The sequence below is a fragment of the Sulfurimonas sp. genome (genome assembly GCF_041563495.1).
Taxonomy (GTDB): Bacteria; Campylobacterota; Campylobacteria; order Campylobacterales; family Sulfurimonadaceae; genus Sulfurimonas.
In genome coordinates this window covers 240,209-262,869 of sequence record NZ_JBFFMZ010000002.1, presented here as the reverse complement: position 1 = coordinate 262,869, position 22,661 = coordinate 240,209, and the positions used below count along the sequence as shown (strand labels likewise).

Sequence of the window (22,661 nt, the reverse complement as noted above, 5' to 3'; positions counted from 1 at the left end):
TAACAAGAGAGGCATGTTTTTTTTGTACAATTGTGCCAATAAAACGTTGGAGATAACTCTTGTATAAAATATCGCAAAGAAGATACCTAGGCAATAAAAACTCGATATTACCTTTCATAGATGAGATAATCCAAACTGAAGTCGGTAAATTTGACTCTTTGTGTGATATCTTTTCGGGTACGGGTGTTGTAGGTGAATACTTCAATGCCAAAGACAAAAAAATCATCTCAAACGACCTGCTTTACCAAAACTTTGTCTCACTGAATGCTTTTTTAAACGATGAAGAGTTTGATGAGAAAAAAGTTTTAAATTACATAGATGAGTTTAATGCATCTACTACTTCAAGAGCCAACTATTTTTCTAAAAATTTTGGAGGTCGTTACTTCAGAGATGATGTGGCAAAAAAGATAGGTTATATTCGTGAAGAGATAAAAAAACTCTTTATATCAGATGCAATAAACCTAAAAGAAAAACATATACTTTTAACTTCTCTAAACTATGCGATAGACCGCATCGCAAATACTGTCGGGCACTACGATGCATATATAAAAAAAGAGATAAGAGAGCAGAACTTCGAGATGAAGATGCTCCACATTGACAGCGAAAAAAACGTAAACAATGAAGTACACAACACAGACGCAAATATGCTTGTCCGCGATATGGAGTGTGATGTGCTTTACATGGACCCGCCATATAATTCCAGACAATATTGCGATGCCTACCATCTGCTTGAAAACCTTTCACTTTGGCAAAAACCCGAAGTCTTTGGGGTAGCGAAGAAGTTTGACAGAAGCAAAATAAAAAGCGACTACTCACTTAAAAGTGCCGCGGAAAGTTTTGACGATCTTGTTATCAATGCAAAATGTAAATATATGCTTCTCTCTTACAACAACATGGCAAACCGCGGGAATGACAGAAGTAATGCGAAAATAAGTGATGAAGAGATTATAAAAAGCCTCTCAAAACGCGGTGAAGTGAAGATTTTTGAAAAAGACTACAAAGCCTTTACAACTGGAAAAAGCGAACACGCTGATAATAAAGAATTAGTTTATTTTGTAAAAGTTAAATAGTGTATTTAACAAGTGACTTAACTAAAATTAGATAGAATACTAATACTACAAATATGGCAATTTGTCATAAATTTTGAATAAATTTTTTTCTCGTGCTATTCTTATCTAAATAATAGATAGGAAGCATTATGAAAATACCAAATTTATTTAGTTTTAATCAAATAATGGAAAAACAAACAGTAATGAATATGCAAGTATCACAAGACTATATTAAAACTATTGAACTGTTTGCAGGTGTTGGTGGCTTTCGTATTGGATTAGAAAATATCAGTGATTATTCTAAGAAATTTAAAGTAGTATGGAGTAACCAGTGGGAACCTTCTACTAAAATTCAACATGCTTCTCAAATTTATGAAAAACAGTTCGGTTATGAGAATCATTCAAATGAAAATATATCAGAGGTAGAAGTAAAGGATATTCCGGATCATGACTTACTTGTTGGTGGTTTTCCATGTCAAGATTACTCAGTTGCAAGTACACTTAAAAACTCACATGGAATAGTGGGAAAAAAAGGTGTTTTATGGTGGGAAATTTATAGAATTTTAGAAGAAAAAAAAGAAAAAGCACCTAAGTATTTATTACTTGAAAATGTTGATAGACTCTTAAAATCTCCAGCTAATCAAAGAGGTAGAGATTTTGCGATTATACTTTCATCACTGAACAATCTTGGATATGCTGTAGAGTGGAGAGTCATAAATGCTAGTGATTATGGTATGCCACAAAGAAGACGAAGAGTTTTTATATTTGCAACTAAGAAAGACACATCTTTTTACAAGAATTTGAAAAATAATTCTAACATTGATAATATTTCTAAAATTGGAATATTTGCTAAAACTTTTCCAATAAAATGCATAGAAGATAAAAATATTTTAACAGATAAATTGAGTAACAATTTAGTAGATATAACAAATAACTTTAATAGAAAAACACCAAAACAAAATGCTTTTTTAGATGCTGGATATATGATTGATGGTGTATATCATACATCAAAAGTAGAAGTTGAATATGATGGACAATATACGGTTTTAGGTGATTTATTACAAGATGAAAATACAGTACCAAAAGAGTTTTATATAAGTGACGAAGAATTAGAGAGATGGAAATATCAAAAAGGTTCTAAATCAATAGATCGAATTAACAAAACTACAGGGCATAAATATACATATTCTGAAGGTAGTATGGGTTTCCCAGATTGTTTAACTAAACCGGCTCGAACAATAATAACTGGAGAAGGTGGAGCAAGTGCTTCTAGATTTAAACATGTAGTTTGTGTTAATGGAAAGCATAGAAGATTGACCCCACTAGAGCTAGAGCGTATAAATATGTTCCCAGATAATCATACGGATGGTGTTTCTGATACAAAGAGAGCTTTTTTAATGGGTAATGCCTTGGTTGTAGGGATTGTTGAAAAATTAGGAGAAAAAATATTAGATGAAATATAAATTAAAGTCATATAGATATGGAGAATTAATTTTAAATAATGAACCAAAATATAAGCAAAAATGGGATGAATTATTAGAAACAATTGAATCAATAACAGATGAAGAAATAATTTTTGCGCATGAGTCAAATAAACGGGTTCCAAAAGGTTTGTCTGTTGCATTAAATAAAGTTATTAAAGAAAAACTAGTTTCTATTGGTTGGAAACCAGAATCAAAAATTTTTAATGATATTGAATATGCTAATAAATCTTGGAGATTAGATTTTGCCAATGAAAATATATCTATAGAAGTTGCTTTTAATCATGGAGAAGCAATTGCTTGGAATCTAGTTAAACCAACAATAGCTAGTGAACTAAATCATGTAGAAAAAGAGATAAAAACAGATATTGCAATAGTAATATGTGCTACTAAAGACTTGAAAACAAAAGGTGGCTTTGATGGTGCTACAGGTGAGTTTGAAAAATTTGAAAGATATTTAGATCCTTTAAGAGGATTATTGACTGTACCGATGGTTATTATAGGTTTGGAAGCACCAAACAGTTTTAAAATTGAACATAAGCAAGTAGGAAATACAAAGCAAGGTATAGTAAAAAAACTATAAGATGCGAAATCTAAAATCCCCTCTAAACTACACAGGCGGAAAACACAAGCTTTTAAAACAGATTGCACCGCTGTTTCCGGCTAGAATTGATACTTTTGTGGACTTGTTTGCAGGCGGATGCAATGTGGCTGTAAACGTAGATGCGAAGAGGATTATTGCAAATGATATTAACACTGATATCATAGAGCTTTACAAGTTTTTAAAGCGTAGCGCATCTGGTGATATCATAGCTCAAATAGAAGAGATTATAGACTCGTACAAACTCTCAAACACCACAAAGTACGGTTACGATAAGTATAAAACAAACTCCTCCAAAGGGGTTGGCGCGTACAACAAGAAAGCCTACGAAAAACTAAGGTCTGATTACAATAAAAAACCAACTCCATTGATGTTTTACGCAACTCTGGTCTTTGCCTTTAATAACCAAATCCGCTTCAACTCTAAGGGCGAGTTTAACACCCCGGTAAATAAAAGAGATTTCAACAAGAACATGAAGAAAAACTTGGAGCTTTTTATAGACAGGCTAAACACTTTAAACATCTCTTTCAGCAGCCGAGATTTTAAAGAGATAGTTGTCTCAAAAGACTCCTTTGTCTACATAGATCCTCCTTACTTGGCAACACTCGCTGCCTATAATGAAAACGGCGGTTGGAATGAAGAAAAAGAGCAGGAACTCTTAGACTACATGGATACTTTAGATGCAAAGGGTGTAAAGTTTGCACTATCAAATGTGTTTGAAAACAAGGGCAATAAAAATAATCTTTTGCTGGAGTGGAGTAAAAAGTATAAGGTTCATAACCTTGATTATACTTATCATAACTGCAATTATCAAGCAAAAAATAAAGAAGCAGACAGCACTAAAGAGATTTTAGTAACTAACTATTAACTCAAAATTTAGATAAAATATCTATAATGAAAATCAGCAGACTAAAAATAGACCTAGAAGATAAAATATTAGTAGATATAGACTTCGAGATTAAGTCATCATTGGCATTAGTGGGTCAAAGCGGAAGCGGAAAAAGTTTGACGCTTAAAGCACTTTTGGGAATGTTGCCTAGCAGTATGAAGTGTGAGTTGGATGTAGATGCAAAGTTTGAGCTAAAAGCAGGTAAAAATATCTCTTTTGTCCCTCAAAACCCGTTTACCGCACTCTCTCCTCTTACAAAAATCAGAAAACAGTTTTTTGTAGATGAAGCTAGGATTAGAGAGCTTTTTTCTCAAGTTGATTTAGACGTGAGTCTATTAGACAGATTTGTCCCAGAGTTATCTGGCGGACAGCTCCAAAGAGTTGTCATAGCGATTGCGTTGGAGCAGGAACCAAAACTTATACTTTTGGATGAGCCGACAACAGCGCTCGATCCTGAGACCAGAACTTTGATTTTGGACTTATTGAGAAAGCTTCAAAAGATACATGGCTTTAAGATGCTCTTTGTTACGCATGATATGAACTCTGCAAAAGCAATCTGTGAAGATATATGTGTGATTAAAGACGGCAAAATAGTAGAGAGCGGAAATATGCTAAACATATTAAACTCTCCGCAAAAAGAGTATACAAAAACATTAATAGAAGCAAATTTTGCTAACAGGGAATTTAGAAGATGAATAGAGTTAAAAATATATTTTTAAGCATATTATTAATCGGGTTTTTATCGCCGTTTTTGCTTTTAGGATATTTCTTAGTTGCATATGAATATGATATATCATCCCTTACAAATTATAAACCGGATATTACTACCAGAATCTATGACAAAAACGGCGATAAAATAGCAAATATATTTGATGTAAAACATAGATACTACGCTTCTTTTGCGGAGATTCCCCCAAGAGTCATAGAAGCACTTGTAGCCATAGAAGATACTACTTTTTTTGAGCATCCGGGCATAAACATAGATGCGATTTTTCGTGCTGCTATCAAAGTCATAAAAGCAGGAAGTGCTGTTGAGGGTGCGAGTACTATTACCCAACAGCTTGTTAAAAATGTACTTCTAACACGAGAGAAGAAACTCTCACGCAAAATAAAAGAAGCTATTTATGCTCTTAAGCTAGAGAGAGCTCTAAGTAAAGAGCAGATACTCGAGTGCTATTTAAACGAGATTTACTACGGGCATGGATACTATGGTATTAAAACGGCAGCCGATGGTTATTTTCATAAAAAACTTGCGGATTTGACTCTAAAAGAGATGGCTATTTTAGTAGGCCTTCCAAAAGCTCCGAGTACATATGCACCCACAAAAAACTATGAGATTTCTATGGGCAGGGCTAACAGAGTTGTTTCAAGGATGCATGCACTTGGCTGGATCGATGAAGATACATACAATGAAGCTCTAATTGAGAGTCCAGAAGTCTTTGATGATACACTTACCCAAAACAAAGCTCCGTTTATTGTTGATGAAGTTGCAAGGCGCGCTTGGGGCCTTGGCATAAAAGATATGAAAACAGGCGGCTATGAGATATATACCACTATTGATACCAGACTTCAAGAAGTAGCAAGAGAAGCACTAAAAGATGCATATGATAACTCTTTAAAGAGAATAGAAGAGTATAAAGTAAGAGAAGCAAAGATACTTGAGAGAAATCCTGAGTATGAGGTATGTTATGATGTAAATACATCTTTACTAAACGGCGCACTTGTTTCTCTTGATTCTAAGACCGGAGATATTTTGGCTCTTGTGGGAAGTGTTGATTATAAAACTTCTTCATACAATCGTGCTACACAGGGAAAAAGACTCCCGGGCTCTGCTTTTAAACCTTTTATATATCAAGTAGCTGTTGATCTTGGATACTCAGGAGCTACTGAACTTGTTGATATCGCCAGAACGTACACTTACGAAAAAGACGGAGAAGAGTTAAAGTGGCAGCCAAAAAACTATGAAAAAAATTATAAAGGTCTTATCAGTTTAAGAGAGGCACTTATTCATTCCAGAAATCTGGCTACCATTAACCTTGTAAATGACATAGGACTGAAGCAACTGCTAAAAGAGTTAGATAAATTTGGCATTGAGAATCTTCCTCATGACCTTTCCATCTCTCTTGGTACAATCTCGCTTTCACCTCTTGAACTTGCAAAATACTACACTTCATTTGCAAACGGCGGCCTGCAGATTGAGCCGCATCTAATAAGTTCCATAGATAAAAATGGAAATACTATCTATGAAAAAACCGAGAAGACCCGTTTTATAACTGAACCGACCCAGGCTTTTATAATGACGACGATTTTAAGAGATGTCGTTAAACGCGGTACTGGTAGAAGAGCAAGAGCTAAAGGCATTGAACTGGCAGGAAAGACAGGAACTACAAACAACAATATAGACGGATGGTTCGCAGGTTACTCGCCTACCATAGAGACTGTTGTCTGGTTTGGAAACGATGATAATACACCGATGCACAGATGGGAGACGGGCGGTAAGATAGCCGGTCCTGCCTTTTCTCAGTACTATGAAAACTTACTGAGACTATATCCGCAGATTCAAAGAGAGTTTGTAGCTCCTGAGGGGATTGTCGAAGTTGACGTAGGCGGCAAAAAAGAGTATTTTAGTGATATCTCTAAACCGCCTAGAACAGAAAACGATGCTAAACCTGGAGAAGAATTACTTTTTTAATTCTTCTTCTTAAAAGTAATAACCCACTCTTAAAGATGCGTAGTTATCACTAGCAGTATTGCTTAATCCATACGCATAGTTTACAGTCGTAAACCAGTTCGCATCTATGTTGTAAAAAACGTTGATAGATACCGTGTTGATTATATCCACATCTTTATAGATGCTGTCACTGCTGTTATAAGCACCGCTGATATAGACTTTTGAAGTAGGGTAAAAACCCAAACCGAAATTGTAAGAATTTGTATTTTGGTAAGCTACACTCTGCGCGGGTATGTCATCATCGTTTATTACGGTATAGCTGTAACCACCAAACAGATTTGCATTTTTTAACATATAGCTGAGATTCGCAGATGCGGTAAAATCAGTGTTATTGTTGTTGAGGTCTGATTTATATGTAGGGATAATAGCACCCGCACCCAGCCGAAGAGTCAGTTTGTTTGAAGGGTTTAGTTTATAGTAAGCGCCCAAAAACGAGTCATTTGTTCCGCTGTTGTTGTAAGTAGCACTTTGAGAGTTATAGTATGATGAACTTGCCTGCAGTGAAAAGTCTTTGTAGTAGTAGTCTATCTGCAGACTCTCAGAGACGGTATCTGCATCTTCAAGAGTCTCATAACTGGTCTGAGAATAGTTGATTCCAAATATAATATCAAAGTGATGTGGGGATTCCAGACTTTTTATGCTGCACCCTTTAGTGTTTACCAAATCACTAAAGGGTGTGTTAGGACATTGATCCGTCTTGTCGTCAACGCCGTCCATATCATAGTCGCTATACGCAAAAACAGATAGCGATATAGCTAGAAGTACAAGTAGTATCTTAGTCATTATTTATCTCCATTTATCTGTTTCCCATAAATCTGTTTTGACCTTGTCCACCTGCACCAGCACCTATTTTATTCTGCTGCATAGCTTGAGAACCTGCTTGAGTTTGTTGCATCTGCTGAGTTCTTTGCATCTCTTGTGTCTGCTCCATCTGATTTATACGACTTCTCTCTCTTGTTCTTTCTCTTGTCTGTGTCTGAGTTTGAAGTTGTTCACCGTCTTTGTTCATGTTTGCACGTAGTCTTGTTATAGCTTCTGCTCTCTCCTGAGCACTGAGAGCAGAGATAGTCTGCTTAAACTCATTTACAAGCGTTACTCTCTCCTCTGGTGTTGCCGCCGCTTCTATGGCAGCTATCTGCTCATCTACAGTTGCTGCCATACCCAATGTCAAAGTTCCAAGCAACATCAAAGTCGCTGTCAGATTTAAAGTTTTCATCTTTTATCCTTTTGTTTTTATGGTGTTATTGTCACATAAGAGTGTTAGCCATATGTAAGTCAATTGTTAGCGAAGTGTAAGCTTTGACAGATCAAGAGAGAAGATGCTCCCTTTATCAATCTCGCTTGTAACGCGAATGTTTATACCAAGCTCATCACAGAGTTTTTTAACTATGTGAAGTCCAATGCCTATGCCTCTGTCTTGTTCTTTGTAAAATCTGTCAAATATTTTTTTCGGGTTTTTTATTCCTTTTCCTGAATCTATGATATTTAGAGTTTTGTCAGCATTCTTATATACTATATTTACTAAACCGCCTTTTTTGTTGTACTTCGCCGCATTTGTGAGGATATTGTTTACGATGCGCGTGAAGGCTTCTTTGTTTGTCAAAAGCTTTACCTCTTTTGCATCTATGATGAAGCTTATGTCTGTATAGTTTTTCTCAAGCAAATATACCTGCTCTTTTACTAAGGTATGCAGTTCAAATTCTTCATTTTGCATATCGTGGTTATGAAGATAGGAGCGAAGATGCTTTTGAAGAGAGAGTACGTTTTGCACGCTTTGCTCGATTCTATCCACTTTTTCATTCTCTCCTATCTCTCTTTTTAACATTGAACAGTTGAGACGCAAAGTTGAGAGCGGTGTGTTAAAATCATGAAGTATGTCTTTTATGAACTCTTGCGTGAGAAGCAGAGCGTTCCTAAGAGGGTAGAGCGCATATATGGAGAACAATAAAGAGAGTATAAACACGACAACTAGAACAGCAAAAAACCTCCAGACATCATCATATTTTAGCTGATTTACTTCTTCATTATATTTTTGATTGTCTAAGCGTAAAAGCATGATGTTTTTAGTGGAACCTGGTATTGGGTAGTAACTGCTCAGTCCATTTTCATCTTTGTAAAGAGAGTATAGTTTTTCATCTGTTCGTTCTATGAAGTCTATGCGAAACTGTTCACACTTCAAATCAAAACTGCATACCCGCATCTCCGAAAACAGCTTTTCATCGAGCGTCTGAACCTCTTTTGTAAAGTTGATGTAAAAGAGAGTTGCGATGAGCAGACTAAGTGATGTGAAAAAAAGTAAAAAGCTTTTTAAAAATGATTCTCTCTCAACTTTATTCAAGAATATATCCTATGCCTCTAAGGTTTTTAATATTAAGTCCGGTTGTTTGTTTGAGCTTCGTAATTGCAACTCTAAGAGCTGTCGGAGAAGGTTTTTCCAAGCACTCCATGAGTATCTCTTTGTCTAGTACCTGACCGATGTTTTGTATGAAGATGTCAAATAATTTTTCCTGAGTCTCACCGAGACCAAGCGCATGACCATCTTTTTTTAGCAGTTTGCTTTGGGGGTTGTACTCCAAAGAATTGTATTTGATATTTGAATTTTTAGATGAGAGTTTGGCATTTACCCTTATAAGAAGTTCTTCTGGGAAAAAAGGCTTTTTGATATAGTCCTCTGCTCCGATTTCAAAAGCTTTTGAAATTGACTCTATGTCAACTAAAGCACTTATAAAAATTGTCTGGGTTTTATCGTCTGCATCTCTGAGACTCTTTAGAAGCTCAAGACCGCTGATATCGGGTACATTTATGTCAAACACATAGAGGTCGAAACTGTTTTCGTATGTCTCATCAATGGCTGAGTCGCCGGATGTAGCCAAGGTTACATCATAACCCTCAGATGCCAGGAGTTCCTGCAGGGTTTGTGCCAGTAAAAAGTCGTCTTCTAGAAGTAGTATTTTTTTGCTCATACCTTAATTATAAGATATGAGTATTAGCGAAGTGTTAATATTGAGTGATTAGTCTTTTTTGTCTTCAGATTTTTTAAGAGACTTGATGTTTATCTTTCTTCCTACTTTTTTAGGGGCATCGTATTTGTCTTTTGGAGTTCCGTCGTGGCGATGGTTTCTCTCTCCGCTTTTTCCTGAGAAGATTGCTTTTCCGTTTTCATCTTTGCCTAAGTACTTGTTAGGCTCTTTTTTCTTTTTCGCCCATTTGTCATCTTTGTCAGATTTTTTGAAATCTTTCTTATCATCTCTTTTGAAATCCTTTTTAAAGTCTTTCTTGTCGTCAGATTTGTATTCACGCTTTGGCTTTGGCTCGCCTGTTTCTTTGTCATAACGTTTTTTAGCTTCTTCTTTTATGTCTTTTTTTGACATTGCTTTAGGAGCAGGTCTTGAGTCTGCTTTTGGTTTCTCTTTGGCTTCATACTCAAAACCTTCTATGATGTCTTGTTTGATTACACGACCTAAAAGAGTCTCGATAGGGTAAAGAAGTTTCTGCTCACTCTCATTTATAAGAAGAAGCGCTTTGCCGGTCGTGTGAGATAGTCTAGCCATATATATAACAGCTTTGGCAGGAACATCAAGACTTATAAGCAGGTCACAAGTCAGGTCTTCAGATTTGATAAGTGTTTTGTCATCTACGACTTGTACGTTTTCCAATGCCTGAGAGTTTTCATTTTGTAAAAATTCTTCAACACTTTTAGCATCTATGGATGTCACTACGATGATTTTGTCATTTCTATTTTCAGAAATAAGTTTGTTTGCCAGAGATAATTTCTTATCGTTAGGACATGGATGAACGCGGTGGTTGTTGGGTTTGATAGTCGGTTGTGTCGATGACATAAGAAGTCCTGAGTAAGCAATTTGAATTATAGTTGCAATTATATCTTACATTAGCATAAATAATCATTTTCTTTTAGGTATATGACTCTATAATAACCCGCTCGCGGGTTTTTGATTAGTGTTCTTTGGTTTGTTGGCCATTATGATGGAACATATTTATGAAATTCTTCAAGTCCATACTCAGTTAACTGATGAACAATGTTTTCATTCCCTTCCTGATTCTTGATAAAAAGTGTTTGTTGCTCTTCTGGAATTACAATTCCTATAAAATTTCGCAATTCTTGTCCGATCCATTTTGCCTGTAAAGAATTTACGTAATTTATAGCTGGCTTACCAATAAAGTGATTATTGAAGTAAATTGACATAAAGATGATATATTGCTCATCAGAGTTGATATGATTGTATTTATCCATTGCATCTTCATATCTTTTTTCTATCTGGGACTTTATATTTTTGTAGCCTTTTTCTTGTTCATTTTGTGTTCTATGATGATCAATACCATCCTTAAATGAATCACCAAAAATATTATTCATGATATTGTCAACATTCAGATTTTTTGCTTCGATTGATAACTTGATGCCATTTTTTGATGCAATAAATTCAGGAATACGCGTTCCATATTCTTTGTTGCTTATTAATTCAATATTAAAGCCACGCTCCACGAAAAAGGATAAAATAAGCAGTTCAAAATATGTATTTTCAAGAATTGGAGAATTTTGTTCAGAACGACAACTGATTTCTGTTTGAGTGACTTTATGGATAGGGCTTCTAGGCGCAAACATTTCTTTAATTTTTTGTATTTTTGCACCTGTAACCAAATCAGATTCTAGATGATTAATGACTCGAGCTAGCTTTTTAATAAAATTTGGTTTCTCTGAGTTAAGACTTTGATTATAGTATCTCTTGGAACGTAGCAACCAATATTTGCAATATTTTTCGTTACGAAGGAATGCATCTTTTTCTGTTTCTGAAAGGTTGGACTTGTCAAATACTTCATCTAATGATGCATATATAGGCTTTTCCATCATTGCTTGAAAATCTTTAACGTCCATTAATTTCCTTTTATGGATAACTGTTTATTAAACGAACATTATATGCATAATAATCTTAAATACCAAAATAACACATTATTGAAAGTGTTCTATTAATTGACAATATATTTAAAAAAGTGATAACAACTACAGTCTTGTCAAAAATAGCTCTTTAAAAGAACATAATGTAGCTTAAGCCAAAAGTCTTCCGTATACAAATTCCCAGAAAAGACACCCGAAATTATGCTATTATAGAGAGATATTAAGACTAGGAAATACATGTCATTCAACAACTTAGGGTTATCGGCTCCATTATTAAAAGCCATCAAAGAACAAGGCTATAGTGAACCGACCCCGATTCAAAAACAGGCTATCCCTGTTATTCTAGATAGAAAAGACATCCTCGCGGGTGCGCAAACAGGAACAGGTAAAACAGCAGGTTTTACTCTTCCGATGCTAGAGCTTCTAAGCCGAGCGAAAGATTCAAAACATCCAAAAGGCAAACAACACCATGTAAAGGCACTTATACTTACTCCTACAAGAGAGTTGGCGGCGCAAGTTGCAGAGAGTGTAGCACTTTACGGTAAGCATCTGCCGTTTAAATCATGTGTGATTTTTGGCGGTGTAAAAATAAACCCTCAAATAGTACAGCTTCGCAAGGGCATGGATATAGTCATAGCAACTCCGGGACGACTTTTAGACCACGTGAGCCAAAAGACCATAGACCTATCAAGGGTTGATTTTCTTATCTTGGATGAAGCGGACAGAATGTTGGATATGGGTTTTATAAACGACATCAGAAAGATTTTAGAGATTTTACCTAAGCAAAGACAAAACCTTCTTTTCTCAGCTACTTATTCAGATGAGATAAAAAAACTCTCAGACAGACTTCTGAATTCTCCAACGCTCATAGAAGTAGCACGAAGAAACACTGCATCTGAGACTGTAAAACAAGCTGTTTACCCTGTAGATAAAGCCCGTAAACGCGAACTTCTCACGCATATCATAAAAGAGGGCGACTGGAAACAGGTTCTTGTCTTTAGCAGGACTAAACACGGTGCAAACCGTTTGGCAGGACAGTTAGAATCAGACGGCATAACAGCAGTTGCCATTCACGGAAACAAAAGCCAAAATGCCAGAACAAAGGCTTTGGCTGACTTTAAAAAAGGTGAGGTCAGGGTTCTTGTCGCAACAGACATTGCAGCGCGCGGAATAGATATAGACCAACTTCCTCATGTGATTAACTACGAACTTCCAAACGTCAGTGAAGATTATGTTCACCGCATCGGAAGAACAGGTCGTGCAGGAAATCAAGGCGAGGCGATCTCTCTTGTGTGTATAGATGAAAACGAGTACTTGGCAAACATCGAAAAGCTTATAAAAAAAGATATTCCAAAAGTATGGTTAAAAGGTTTTAAACCTGACCCGTCCATCAAGGCAGAGCCTATCAATCAAGGCGGCGGGGGAAGAGGCAAAGGCTCAAATTCAAGAGCCAGACCACGCAACAAACCTGCAGGCGGTAGCACTTCAAGAGGCTCTTCAGGAAGAAGAAGATAGCTTTTTCTTATTAACCATTTTTGTCGATATATAGTCCATATTGACATGGAGGTTAAATATGAAAATAGAGCAGTCGGAAGTCTCTTTTTTAACTTCTCACAAGAAAAGTCATGAACTTTATGAGAGTGAGAGTCTGGAGAGATGGAGCAGAGATGAAGATGCACCCGAACGACTTCGCCGTGGTGACAGACTCGAACTTACAGAAGATTTTAAAAAACTTAACAGACCTTTTGGCGAAGTAAAAAAACTTGAAGAAGATATAGCCCAAGAGACGCTGAGTCCTAAATTGATGGCAATTGTGAGAGCACTTGAGTCACTTACTGGAAAAAAAGTAAATATTTCTTTTATGCACAGTTTAAAAGCTGCAAAATCAGTTGAATCAGATGCACTCAAAAGCGAAAATGTACAACCTGAGCGTCTCGGATGGGGCTTGGACTATCATTATGAACGCACGGAGATAAATAAAGAGTCCCTGCAGTTCTCAGCATCTGGGAATGTAAAAACCGCCGATGGAAAATCTATAGACTTCTCACTCGCTTTTAGCATGAAACAAGAATCACAATCACATGAGAGCATCAGTATAAAAGCAGGAGATGCATTGATAGACCCGCTTGTGCTTAATTTCGGCGGAAATGTTGTGAGTATCAGTGATGTTAAACATAACTTTGACTTGGATTTGGACGGAAAGAGTGACGAGTTCTCCTTTGTGGGAAGCGGAAGCGGTTTTTTAGCGCTTGACAAAAACAAAGACGGCATCATAAATGACGGAAGTGAGCTTTTTGGACCATCAAATGGCAACGGTTTTAACGAGCTGTCTGCTTATGACAGTGACGGCAACAATTGGATAGATGAAAATGACGAGATTTTCAATCAGCTGGTCATCTGGACAAAAGATGCAAATGGAGCAGAAAATCTGTTTTCTTTAAAAGACAAAGATGTCGGAGCACTTTACCTTGGCGCAGAAAAAACACCCTTTGAGTTTAAAGGAAGTGACGGGAATATGAATGCTCTTATGAGAGAGAGTTCTATTTACCTAAAAGAGAGCACAGGAGTAGGAACACTCCAAGAATTAGATTTAGTGGTATAATAGAAAAAAATATTTAGGTTTTGAGATGAATTTAAAGAAGTACCTATTTCCGCTTTTTTTACTTTTGCTCGGATATCTTCTATTAAAAAGTGAAGATGCAAAACTCATCATCGCCGGAATAACCATATTTTTAATAGGTATGGTTTTTATGGAAGACGGCTTCAAACTCTTTAGCGGCGGAGTCATAGAAAAAGCTCTAAAACTAGCTACAAACTCCGTGCCTAAAGCTATAGGGGCAGGTTTTATAGCTACAGCAATCGTTCAAAGTTCATCTCTTCTTACTATTATCGTCATCTCATTTTTAAGTGCCGAGCTTATCTCTCTTAGCGGAGCTATAGGTGTTATATTCGGTTCAAACATCGGAACAACCGCTACAGCTTGGATAGTCTCGGCTTTTGGTGTGAAGATAAAAATTGCACAGTTTGCTCTGCCTATGATTATTTTTGGAGTTGTCTTCAGGTTTAAAGATTCCAAATCGTACCAAGGTCTTGGAACTGTTCTGGTCGGACTCGGGTTTGTCTTTTTGGGCATCGCTTACATGAAAGACGGCTTTGATGCACTAAACACGGGGATCGACTTGGCAACTTACTCTATGGAAGGTTATCTTGGTGTTTTAGTCTATGTTCTTATAGGTGCTGTTGCTACTTTCATTATTCAGTCAAGCAGTGCTACGATGGCACTTATAATCACTGCTCTTGCAACGGGACAGATTGAGTATTTTAACGCCCTGCAGCTTGCCATAGGTGCAAATATAGGTACAACAGTTACTGCCATACTCGGTTCTCTAAGTTCAAATTCAAACGGAAAAAGACTTGCAATAGCACACCTTATTTTTAATATTGTCACCGCCTTTGTTGCCATTCTCTTTTTATATCAACTGGCAAATCTAGTGACATATCTATCAAGTATAGTAGGCATAGATGCAAAAGACTATGCTATGCAGTTGGCACTTTTTCATACTATATTTAATCTTTTAGGCATACTTTTAGTCGCACCTTTTACATCTTATTTAGTGAAGTTTTTAGAGTCAATTTTTGTACAAGTAGAAGATGTTGATAAAGCAAGATATCTGGATGATGTAGTCATAAATGTTCCAGAAGCTGCTCTTGAAGCCATACGAAAAGAGGTTGAGCATCTATATGATAATGGCGTGGAAGTAATCTCTCATGCACTCTCTTTGCATAGACATCAATACCTTGGATGTAAGGATATGTCTCACGTTATAAAGCATTCTGATAAGGATATACATACGGATATCAATACTTTTTATGATAAGAACATCAAAGAGATATATGGTCAGATACTCTACTTCGCTACAAATGCACAGGAAAATATGAGTGAAGAGCAGAAGAAAAAAGTTTACGAACTGAAAATATCATGCAGAGATATAGTGGAGTCCATAAAGAATGTAAGAGAGATACAAAAAAACATCAAGATATATCTAAACTCCGGGAATGAGATTATGAAAGATGAGTATAACTACATAAGAACCGAGATAGCTGAGACGATAGATTCGATAAACGATATACGAAATATGGAAGATGACTTGGATATATTATCTTCAATCGAGCTTTTGAAAAAAGAGGTAGACAGTATGGATGTTATTCAAAACGAAAAAATAGACAATCTTATCAGAACCAATCAGATAAAGACCAAAATGGCTACATCACTTATAAACGATAGCTCATTTGCACATGATATATCTACAAACCTAATCAATACGGCGTCAACATTATGGATAGAAGACAGTGATATACAAGACTTAAGGGAGAGTTCATGAACATAGAAAAGTTGTTTAAAAAGGCGGAAAAGTTTTTTGTACTGGATGAAGAAGAACAGCAGGACAAGGAAGATAAGAAGAAAAAGCTGAAAAACTCATTTGAGAAAAAAATAGAAAATATAAAAAAGAAGATTAAAAAAGCAGACGATTCTGATGAAAAATTTGCACTCAAAAAACAGCTTGATATTCTTATAGAGTTTCATGAAAAACTAGGCTAAGGTAATTGGTGTTACAATAGTTATAGATAGGAAGCGGGAGGCGGATGAATGATAGATTTTCCTAAAGTAAGTGATATCTCTTCTAAAAATGTTCTTTGTGTCGAGGATTTTAAAAGTATCGCAGAAGCGGTTGCTCTCATGTATAAAAATGACCATAGGGATATCGTCATAAACATTGCCGGTGAGCGCAGGTTTGGACTTTTAAAAGTAAACGATATAGTTAGGCTAAAACTGCAGGATGTGGATTTTTCTCAAAAAATAAACACCATAAAGTATGACATTATTCCATCCATTAACGAAAAAGAGTCTATTTTGGAGTGTTTAAAAGAGATAGACTGTATAAACAACTGTTTATGTGCAGTAGACGATGATAACAATCTCAAAGGTTTTGTTTCCTACAATGACATAGTCTCTAGTATTGACCCGCAGATGATGTTAGAGAGACGTCCTGTAAGTGAAATATTGCTGGCTTCACATGTAAAACAGACTTGTGTCTCTACACCGGCAACCGAGGTTGCAAGAATGATGGACAGTATACTTTATGACTGTGTCATTATATATGACGATGAGTCTCCTGTGGGGATAGTCACTACAAAAGATATTATGCAGATGCTCGGGGGCAATTCTGATTTAACAAGACCTATATCGGAATATATGTCTGCTCCGCTTCAAACCGTGCGGTATGATACTTCCATAAAAGAAGCACTTGATTTTATTCAGCATAAACACTTTAAAAGAGTCATAGTAAAGAACAATGACGAAAAAATAATAGGTCAGATTACTCAAGAGGAGATAGTTGCCAAGATTTACTCGAAGTGGGCAGAGAACATGAGAGACAATGATACCCAGCTAAGAGAGATAAACAAACTTTTGTCGGCCCGTGCTGCAAAGTACGAGGAACTATCAACCATAGATAATCTAACAGGAGTCTTTAACAGGTCTAAATTTGAATTTGAACTTCGTAATGAGATAAAGAGGATAGAGAGATATGAAACAGGTACTTTTTCCCTTGTATTTTTAGACATAGACCACTTTAAAAATATCAACGATAAATACGGGCATCTAGAGGGTGACAACACGCTAAGAGATATGGCAAGACTCATCGAGAAAAACCTTAGAAGTACAGACACTCTTGCTAGATGGGGCGGTGAAGAGTTTGTCGTAATCATGCCTTTGACTCCATTGGAACTGGCAAAAGAAGTGACGGAGAAGTTTCGTAAGATTGTTGAGCAAGAGCAGTTCTATGTAGTTGGAAAGATAACATGCAGTTTTGGTATTACCGAGTTTAAAAAAGGTGATAATGCGCAGTCCATCATACTGCGGGCAGACAAGGCGATGTACAAAGCAAAAGAAAACGGAAGAAACAGAGTTGAGGTAATAGAGCAAAAGGATTTTCATGGCTAAGGTTGTTATAGCATTTTTTATGTTTTGTACACTCTTACTCGCAGGTGAGGCAGATGATATCATCAAAAAATTGGATAACAACATGCGGGGTGAAAATGTCTCTATGAAGCTGACTATGAAGATAGTATCTATGGGGCATGAGAGAACTATGAAGATTCAAAGCTGGTCGGAAGGGACAAAGAAAAGCTTCACAAAAGTCCTCTATCCGCCAAAAGACAAAGGCATCACTTTTCTCTCTTTAAACAACCAGATGTGGCAGTATGTTCCCAAGATAGAGAGGGTCATAAAAATCCCCGCATCTATGATGCTTCAAAACTGGATGGGAAGCGACATCACTAATGATGATATCGTAAAACAGAGTTCGGTCGTGGAAGACTATGATGCAAAGATTTTAAAAAAAGATGGTAAGTTAGTGACTTTGGAGCTTATTCCAAAAGAAGATGCCGCCGTTGTCTGGGGAAAGATAGTCTCACTTATAGACACAGAAACCTACACCTCCCAAAAAGATATATTTTACGATGAAGATATGAAAGAGGTGAGAATCTTTTTCTATAAAGATGTAAAACAATACGGCAAATACCACATACCTACATACTGGAAAATTCAACCTTTGCAAAAGAAAGACAACTACACCGAGATGCTGCTAGAAGACGTAAAGTACGATACTGAGATATCTGCAGAGTATTTTAAGAAGAGTGCTTTGAAGAGGTTTTCGAGGTAACATGAGAGATGTTTAATTTAGCCCTTAAAAATATCCTGTTTTACAAAGGTCGTTCTATCACGACTTTTCTTCTTACCTTTGTATCGGTACTGCTATTTATAGTCTATGTCGCACTCATGGACGGTTCTCACAACTCTATGCTTAAAAATGCCCTTAAAGTCTACACAGGGGCTATAGAGATCTATCATATCGACTATAGAAATGTCGGAGGAAACGAGTACCTTATACGTGATGTGAAGTCCGTAGAAGATAAGCTTGCAAAGATAGATGCCATAGAGAGCTATACTTCCCGTTATGAGACGTATGCTTTGCTTTCAAGCAAAGAGCAATCTGCCGCATCTATGATAGCCGGGATAGAACCGGACAAAGAGAAAACACTCAGCAAGTTGGAGTCGGCACTGGTTGAGGGAGAGTTTTTAAAAGAGGACTCGCACAATGCTATCTATATGGGTGCAAACTTAGCTAAAAAGCTAAAAGTAAAGATTGGTGATGAAGTCAGTTTTGTAGGAGGGGCAAGTGACAACTCTTTTGCGGCGGATATCTTAAAAGTGTGCGGGATATTCAAGACAGGTTCGTTTGAGTTTGACTCCAGTTCTTCGTTTGTAAACAGAGGCTATTTTGACGAACTGATGTTAGCCCATAACAAAGCCTCATACATAACCATGAAGATAAAAAACCTGGATGAGGTAGATATTGTAAACGCCGAGATTCTAAAAGCGCTTGGGGATAAAAACCTGGAATCGCTTACTTGGAAGACTCTTATGAAGACTATGGTCGAGGCCATGGAAGTAGACAGCATCTTCGGTTATGTATCTTTGTCTTTGTTTGTCATAGTCATCTTTTTTGTCATCATGATATACGGTTTTATAAACGTAAGTTCACGCATCAAAGAGTTTGGAGTGCTTAGATGCATCGGACTCTCAAAGCTAAACATCTTCAGACTTCTTTTTTATGAGATATTCATTCTCTCAAGTTTAGCCATAATCATAGCAACTCCTATAGCGGCGTACATCTGTTACTACTACTATCTTAATCCAATCATCATAGAAGGAATGGCGGAACTCTATCAGGACTATGGAATCATCTCTGATGAGGTACCGTTTGACTTTAACCTCTTTACTATCAGTTGGAATGTAGCGGTTATCTATGTTTTAAATGCTCTTAGCATCATATATCCGTACTTTTATATAAATTCTTACGAACCCATAGAAGCGAGCAGACATGTTTAAGCTAATACTTAAGATGGCATGGAAAAATTCGTTTTTACGCGTGGCACGCACACTTTTAGTGGTGCTGATGATTGCAGTGAGTATGAGTATGATGCTTGGTATCCAAGGGCTTTACGACGGTATGGCTTTTAACATGCTTGACAAGAACAAAAGAAGTGAGAGCGGAGATATTAGCATATATGCAAAAGACTATAGGATAGATAAAGAGTTAAAACACAGACTTACAAGCGCATCTCAGATGAAAAAAGAGATAGAGCAGATGAGAGGCGTAGATGCAGTTGTTGTGAGACTAAAAGCCGACGGACTTGCATCTACTGCCAGAAAGTCATCTTTTGCTTCGATAGTCGGGATGGATTTAAAAGGTGAAGATGCATTTGGAAGGTTTAGCGAGTTTTTAAAAGAGGGTGAGATAAACCTTGACAAAAGAGGCGCGCTTATAGGAATAGAGCTGGCAAAGACACTCAAAGTCCGCGTAGGTTCAAAACTTATCTTCTCTACCCAAGACACTTCGGGCGAGATAAACTCTATCTCTGTGCGAGTCAGAGCGATAGTCCAGACAACAAACATCACGCTTGATACAAATGCTGTCTTTGTGGATATCAAATACTTGCACGAATTCTTGGGAACTGCATCCGGTGAAGCTACCCAGATAGCCGTAATGGGTGATGATGAGAAGTTGTACAAAGCTTTAAAAGCAAAATATCCTGACTTGGATGTAAAGAGCTTTTTAGAACTCCAACCTATGATGAAGCAGATGCAAGACATGATGTTTATCTTTAACTCTATAACTTTTTTCATTGTGATGAGTGTTGTCTTTATCGGCATCTTCGGTGTTATGTATGTCTCTATCTTAGACAGGATTCGGGAGTTCGGTATCGTTCTTAGCATCGGGATGTATTACAAATACATAAGGCTTCAGATAATCATGGAGGCCCTTATAGTAGGATTGCTTGGTTATGTGAGCGGTGCTGTTATAGGAGCTGCATTGTTACTATACATCCAAAACAACGGTCTTGATCTAAGTGCTTTTTCAGATGCTCTTGAGATGTGGGGGTATGAGTCTACCATTTACGGAACTATAAAAGTCTCCTACTTTACAAGCACTTTTGCGGCAATCATAACGGCATCTCTGATTAGTGTGCTGATACCGCTGGCAAAGATAAAAAAACTAAATCCTATCGAAGTTATAAAGGCTGAGAAATGATAAAACTGCAAAATGTAAACAAGTACTTTTACAAAGGTGAGCCGAGAGAAGTCCATGCTCTGCGGGATATAAATCTAAACATAGAAGATGGAGAGTTAGCACTCTTTAGCGGACCTTCGGGATGCGGAAAGACTACACTCTTAAATGCCATAGGCGCACTTGACAGCATAGACAGCGGTGAGATTTATCTTGATGACAAAGAGATAAGTTCGCTTAGTGAAGAGGAGCGTACTGAGCTTAGGCTGATGCAGATGGGCTTTGTCTTTCAGGCTTATAATCTTGTTCCTGTTTTGAGTGTTGAGGAGAATATCGGTTTTATTATGAAACTTAGGGGTTTTAGCGAGAGCGAGATAAAAAAGAGAGTACTGGAAGTGGCAACAATGTTAGAGATAGACAACAAACTAAGTTCGCTCCCAAATGCTATTAGCGGCGGACAGCAGCAACGTGTAGCAGTTGCCCGCGCGGTCGCTGCAAAACCAAAGATCATTTTGGCGGATGAACCAACGGCAAACCTGGACTCTAAAAACTCACAGACTTTAATAAACATGATGCGTGAGTTAAACGAAAAAGAGGGTGTCAGTATTTTGTTTGCATCTCATGATGAACTTGTCAGAGACAGTGTCAATAGAATCATAAAACTAAATGACGGGGCTTTGGTTGATGCATAAAATACGTTTGCTCTTACTTTTGTCCCAAACTCTTTTGTTTGGCGAATTTCAGTACAGAGTGGAGAACACCAACTTTACAATCTCTCAAGGTTCAGTTGAGCCAAATGCAGATAAAAGCTATGTTTACAACTACGACAGACTCAGATTACGAACCGACTACACAAAAGGGAAATACTTTCTTACTTTTATAGGTGACGGAGTTAACTACTTTGGACATGAATATGTGAGTGCACAAGACTTTAACTACGTAAAAGAGCTAAAATCAGACACTCCTTTTAGTGCTCAGACAAATTATCATGACTACTACGAGGGCAGTGTCTATGCGAAGCTTTACAGACTTTACGGCGGTTATGAAGACAACAAAAACAGAGCAGTTTTAGGTCTGCAAAACATACAGACGGGAGTAGGTCGCATCTGGACTCCGACAAATCTTTTTAATCCTAAAAATATATATGCACTTGAGCCTGATGAGACTTTTGGAGTGGCAGCACTTTCATATACAAGAAATATAGATGATACTTCACATCTTAGTGTTGTTGCATCTCAAAATGCGGATCATACTTTTAAATACGGGGCAAGATATAAAGCATTTTTGAATTTTGCAGACTTTGCCGTAGATGCCGTAAGTTCGGATGAGACAAAGATGGTCGGGCTTGAACTTGAAGGAAACCTTGGTGATACGGGAGTAGAAGTCAGAAGTGAAGGCGCATACATAAAAAACATTCTAAAGAAAGCATCCGGATTGGAAGAAAAAGAGTTTTTCCAAGGGATTATCGGAGCTGATTATGGTTTTGTGAATGGTTTGACTCTTATAGGTGAAGCACTTTATTCATCTGAGAAGTTTACGCGTGAAGAGATATTGCTAAACACAGATTCGGAAATTTTTTCAAATCTTGTCGGCTCAAATTTCTATACGGCAATTTCTGCAACTTACAATTTTAATATTTTTTTGGACGGTGGAGTTGTTTATATAGAAAGTTTCAATGATAAAAATTCCAGGTTTATATCTCCGACTCTTACCTACACTCAAAATGATTATAACACCTTTGTTCTGGGCGCTATGATTCAAAACGGACCAAGTGACAGTGAGTTTGGCAGGTATGGAAATACCTACTATTTTAAGTATTCACTCTCCTTTTAAAATAGTTGTATGATATAATATATTGTAATAA

Annotated in this window: 22 protein-coding genes; 16 read left to right on the top strand and 6 right to left on the bottom strand. The window is 36.9% G+C overall.

The genetic code is table 11. From position 1 onward, the window contains the following. Nucleotides 1-59: 59 nt before the first annotated feature. The 6 genes from ABYK18_RS03240 (at nt 60) to ABYK18_RS03215 (ending at nt 6,712) form a co-directional block, all read left to right on the top strand. Nucleotides 60-1,070, top strand: a complete 1,011-nt coding sequence (locus ABYK18_RS03240) for a DNA adenine methylase (protein WP_373035187.1) — start codon at nt 60-62, stop codon at nt 1,068-1,070. Nucleotides 1,071-1,198: 128 nt separating this feature from the next. Continuing rightward, complete coding sequence (dcm, locus tag ABYK18_RS03235; RefSeq protein WP_373035186.1) at nt 1,199-2,512, top strand: DNA (cytosine-5-)-methyltransferase; 1,314 nt, start codon at nt 1,199-1,201, stop codon at nt 2,510-2,512. Then, nucleotides 2,502-3,113, top strand: a complete 612-nt coding sequence (locus tag ABYK18_RS03230; protein WP_373035185.1) for a BglII/BstYI family type II restriction endonuclease — start codon at nt 2,502-2,504, stop codon at nt 3,111-3,113. Before dcm ends, ABYK18_RS03230 begins: the two co-directional genes overlap by 11 nt. Before the next feature lies 1 nt (nt 3,114). Next, nucleotides 3,115-3,999, top strand: a complete 885-nt coding sequence (locus ABYK18_RS03225) for a DNA adenine methylase (protein ID WP_373035184.1) — start codon at nt 3,115-3,117, stop codon at nt 3,997-3,999. Between the two features lie 26 nt (nt 4,000-4,025). Continuing rightward, on the top strand, nt 4,026-4,715 hold the full coding sequence (locus ABYK18_RS03220) for an ATP-binding cassette domain-containing protein (RefSeq protein WP_373035183.1): 690 nt from the start codon (nt 4,026-4,028) through the stop codon (nt 4,713-4,715). Next, the gene (locus tag ABYK18_RS03215; protein WP_373035182.1) at nt 4,712-6,712 is read left to right on the top strand and encodes a penicillin-binding protein 1A; all 2,001 of its coding nucleotides are present in this window, start codon (nt 4,712-4,714) and stop codon (nt 6,710-6,712) included. Before ABYK18_RS03220 ends, ABYK18_RS03215 begins: the two co-directional genes overlap by 4 nt. A 9-nt stretch (nt 6,713-6,721) precedes the next feature. Here ABYK18_RS03215 and ABYK18_RS03210 read toward each other — a convergent pair whose 3' ends face one another. The 6 genes from ABYK18_RS03210 to ABYK18_RS03185 all read right to left on the bottom strand — a co-directional run bounded on the left by ABYK18_RS03210 (nt 6,722) and on the right by ABYK18_RS03185 (nt 11,642). Next, nucleotides 6,722-7,534, bottom strand: a complete 813-nt coding sequence (locus tag ABYK18_RS03210; protein WP_373035181.1) for a DUF3187 domain-containing protein — start codon at nt 7,532-7,534, stop codon at nt 6,722-6,724. A 13-nt stretch (nt 7,535-7,547) separates the two neighbouring features. Continuing rightward, nucleotides 7,548-7,967 (bottom strand): hypothetical protein, encoded by a 420-nt coding sequence (locus ABYK18_RS03205; protein WP_373035180.1) that lies wholly within the window; start codon nt 7,965-7,967, stop codon nt 7,548-7,550. A gap of 66 nt (nt 7,968-8,033) precedes the next feature. Next, complete coding sequence (locus ABYK18_RS03200) at nt 8,034-9,089, bottom strand: sensor histidine kinase (protein ID WP_373035179.1); 1,056 nt, start codon at nt 9,087-9,089, stop codon at nt 8,034-8,036. Beyond that, nucleotides 9,082-9,714: a response regulator transcription factor gene (locus ABYK18_RS03195; RefSeq protein ID WP_373035178.1), complete on the bottom strand. Its 633-nt coding sequence runs from the start codon at nt 9,712-9,714 to the stop codon at nt 9,082-9,084. The genes ABYK18_RS03200 and ABYK18_RS03195 overlap by 8 nt, the downstream gene beginning before the upstream one ends. Nucleotides 9,715-9,762: 48 nt before the next feature. Next, nucleotides 9,763-10,590 (bottom strand): hypothetical protein, encoded by an 828-nt coding sequence (locus ABYK18_RS03190; protein ID WP_373035177.1) that lies wholly within the window; start codon nt 10,588-10,590, stop codon nt 9,763-9,765. 140 nt (nt 10,591-10,730) lie between these two features. After that, nucleotides 10,731-11,642: a hypothetical protein gene (locus tag ABYK18_RS03185; protein WP_373035176.1), complete on the bottom strand. Its 912-nt coding sequence runs from the start codon at nt 11,640-11,642 to the stop codon at nt 10,731-10,733. Between the two features lie 258 nt (nt 11,643-11,900). On the opposite strand from ABYK18_RS03185, the gene ABYK18_RS03180 reads away from it, so the two are divergent. The 10 genes from ABYK18_RS03180 to ABYK18_RS03135 are packed head-to-tail and all read left to right on the top strand — an operon-like array spanning nt 11,901 to nt 22,630. Then, nucleotides 11,901-13,178, top strand: coding sequence for a DEAD/DEAH box helicase (locus tag ABYK18_RS03180; RefSeq protein ID WP_373035175.1), 1,278 nt, complete (start codon nt 11,901-11,903; stop codon nt 13,176-13,178). 58 nt (nt 13,179-13,236) lie between these two features. After that, on the top strand, nt 13,237-14,265 hold the full coding sequence (locus ABYK18_RS03175) for a hypothetical protein (protein ID WP_373035174.1): 1,029 nt from the start codon (nt 13,237-13,239) through the stop codon (nt 14,263-14,265). A gap of 25 nt (nt 14,266-14,290) precedes the next feature. After that, nucleotides 14,291-16,045: a Na/Pi cotransporter family protein gene (locus ABYK18_RS03170; RefSeq protein ID WP_373035173.1), complete on the top strand. Its 1,755-nt coding sequence runs from the start codon at nt 14,291-14,293 to the stop codon at nt 16,043-16,045. Continuing rightward, complete coding sequence (locus ABYK18_RS03165; RefSeq protein ID WP_373035172.1) at nt 16,042-16,263, top strand: hypothetical protein; 222 nt, start codon at nt 16,042-16,044, stop codon at nt 16,261-16,263. Before ABYK18_RS03170 ends, ABYK18_RS03165 begins: the two co-directional genes overlap by 4 nt. A gap of 48 nt (nt 16,264-16,311) precedes the next feature. Next, the gene (locus tag ABYK18_RS03160; RefSeq protein WP_373035171.1) at nt 16,312-17,667 is read left to right on the top strand and encodes a diguanylate cyclase; all 1,356 of its coding nucleotides are present in this window, start codon (nt 16,312-16,314) and stop codon (nt 17,665-17,667) included. Then, nucleotides 17,660-18,388, top strand: coding sequence for an outer membrane lipoprotein-sorting protein (locus ABYK18_RS03155; protein ID WP_373035170.1), 729 nt, complete (start codon nt 17,660-17,662; stop codon nt 18,386-18,388). Before ABYK18_RS03160 ends, ABYK18_RS03155 begins: the two co-directional genes overlap by 8 nt. Nucleotides 18,389-18,396: 8 nt before the next feature. After that, on the top strand, nt 18,397-19,617 hold the full coding sequence (locus ABYK18_RS03150; protein ID WP_373035169.1) for an ABC transporter permease: 1,221 nt from the start codon (nt 18,397-18,399) through the stop codon (nt 19,615-19,617). Then, complete coding sequence (locus ABYK18_RS03145) at nt 19,610-20,821, top strand: ABC transporter permease (protein ID WP_373035168.1); 1,212 nt, start codon at nt 19,610-19,612, stop codon at nt 20,819-20,821. Before ABYK18_RS03150 ends, ABYK18_RS03145 begins: the two co-directional genes overlap by 8 nt. Further along, the gene (locus ABYK18_RS03140) at nt 20,818-21,489 is read left to right on the top strand and encodes an ABC transporter ATP-binding protein (RefSeq protein ID WP_373035167.1); all 672 of its coding nucleotides are present in this window, start codon (nt 20,818-20,820) and stop codon (nt 21,487-21,489) included. The genes ABYK18_RS03145 and ABYK18_RS03140 overlap by 4 nt, the downstream gene beginning before the upstream one ends. Beyond that, complete coding sequence (locus ABYK18_RS03135; protein ID WP_373035166.1) at nt 21,482-22,630, top strand: hypothetical protein; 1,149 nt, start codon at nt 21,482-21,484, stop codon at nt 22,628-22,630. The genes ABYK18_RS03140 and ABYK18_RS03135 overlap by 8 nt, the downstream gene beginning before the upstream one ends. Nucleotides 22,631-22,661: the final 31 nt, after the last annotated feature.